The 1,419-nt window shown below is 63.4% G+C and carries 1 protein-coding gene; it reads left to right on the forward strand.

The genetic code is table 11. The annotated features are described in order from the left end of the window. A partial coding sequence (locus EBS11_RS28280) for a DNA polymerase Y family protein (RefSeq protein ID WP_290608855.1) occupies positions 1 to 1,358 on the forward strand: 1,358 nt, incomplete at its 5' end. Positions 1,359 to 1,419: the final 61 nt, after the last annotated feature.

The raw sequence follows: 1,419 nt of genomic DNA on the forward strand, positions 1-1,419 counted from the left end.
TGGCGCTGGCCGATGCCCGCGCCCGCGTGCCCGATCTGGCGGTCTTTGACCATGACCCTGTAGCGGACCTCAACTTGCTCGGCTGGCTCGCCGATGGGTGTGAGCGTTATACGCCTGCTTGCATGTTAGACCCGCCGCAAGGGTTATTGCTCGACATTACGGGGTGCGAGCATGTGTTTGGTGATGCGGCGCGGCTGGCGAAGGATGTGTATGCGCGGTTGAGCGGTCATGGCCTCAGTTGCCGAATTGCCTTGGGCGGCACCCCCGACAGCGCGCAGGCCAAGGCGAGATATGCGGCGCGCACCATTTCCGACGTGCCTGTGGAGGCGCTGGATGGCGGTGACAAGGTGCACAAGGCGCTTCGCCGGGCTGGCTTAAGAAGCATTGGTGATCTGGCTGTCCGCCCGCGTAAACCGCTGGCGGCGCGCTTTGGCAAGGCGGTTGTGGTGCGGCTGGCGCGCCTGTTGGAAGAGGAAGACCCGCGCATCACCCCGCGCCGTAGCCTGCCCATCATCCATGTTACGCAGAATTTTGCCGAACCGATTTCGCGCACCAATGATGTGTTGGCGACTATCGAAATGTTGGCAGGCGGCGCGGCGCTTCAGTTGCAAGAACGCGGGCAGGGCGGGCGACGGTTCGAAATATGTCTATTCCGCAGCGATGGCCATGTCGCGCGGCTGGCGGTGGATACCGGCACGCCAACGCGCGACGCTGCCCTGCTCATGCGCTTGATACGGGAGCGTATCGACGCGCTGTCCGACCCGCTTGACCCCGGCTTTGGCTATGACCTCATCCGGTTGGAAGTCCCGCTTGCTGAGGTGCTGGCCAATGTTCAGGTCGGGCTGGAGACAAAAATCGATGCAGATGCGGCTGCGGCCGCGCTCATCGACCGGCTCAGCGTTCGGTTGGGGGCAGAGCGTGTGCGGCAATTCCACGCGCGGCAAAGCCACATCCCCGAACGCGCAGCGCTTGAGCGTGTCGCGCAATCTGACGTTGCAAAAGCGGACTGGCCAAAAGCGGACTGGCCAAAGCCTGTGCCGGGCGAACCGGCGATGCGGCCTTTTCGCCTGTTTGAAACCCCGCAGCCGATTGAGGTCACCGCCGGATTTCCAGAGGGCGAGCCGCGCAGCTTTCGCTGGCGGCGGCACGTGCACCGCGTCACGCGGGTGGAGGGTCCTGAACGCATCAGCCCGGAATGGTGGCGACACCCGCGCGGCTATGCGCCGGGCAATGGCAGCCTGACGCGCGATTATTACCGTGTTGAGGACAATGAGGGGCGCCGTTTTTGGCTGTTCCGGCGCGGGCTTTATGATGAAATTGAACGGCCGCTTTGGTATCTCCACGGCATTTTTGCATGAGCTATGCCGAGCTTGCCTGCACCAGCAGCTATTCTTTCTTGCGCGGCGCATCGCCGCCATC

Origin of the sequence: Janthinobacterium sp. (genome assembly GCF_009923995.1) — a bacterium.
Classification (GTDB): domain Bacteria; phylum Pseudomonadota; class Gammaproteobacteria; order Burkholderiales; family Burkholderiaceae_D; genus Janthinobacterium.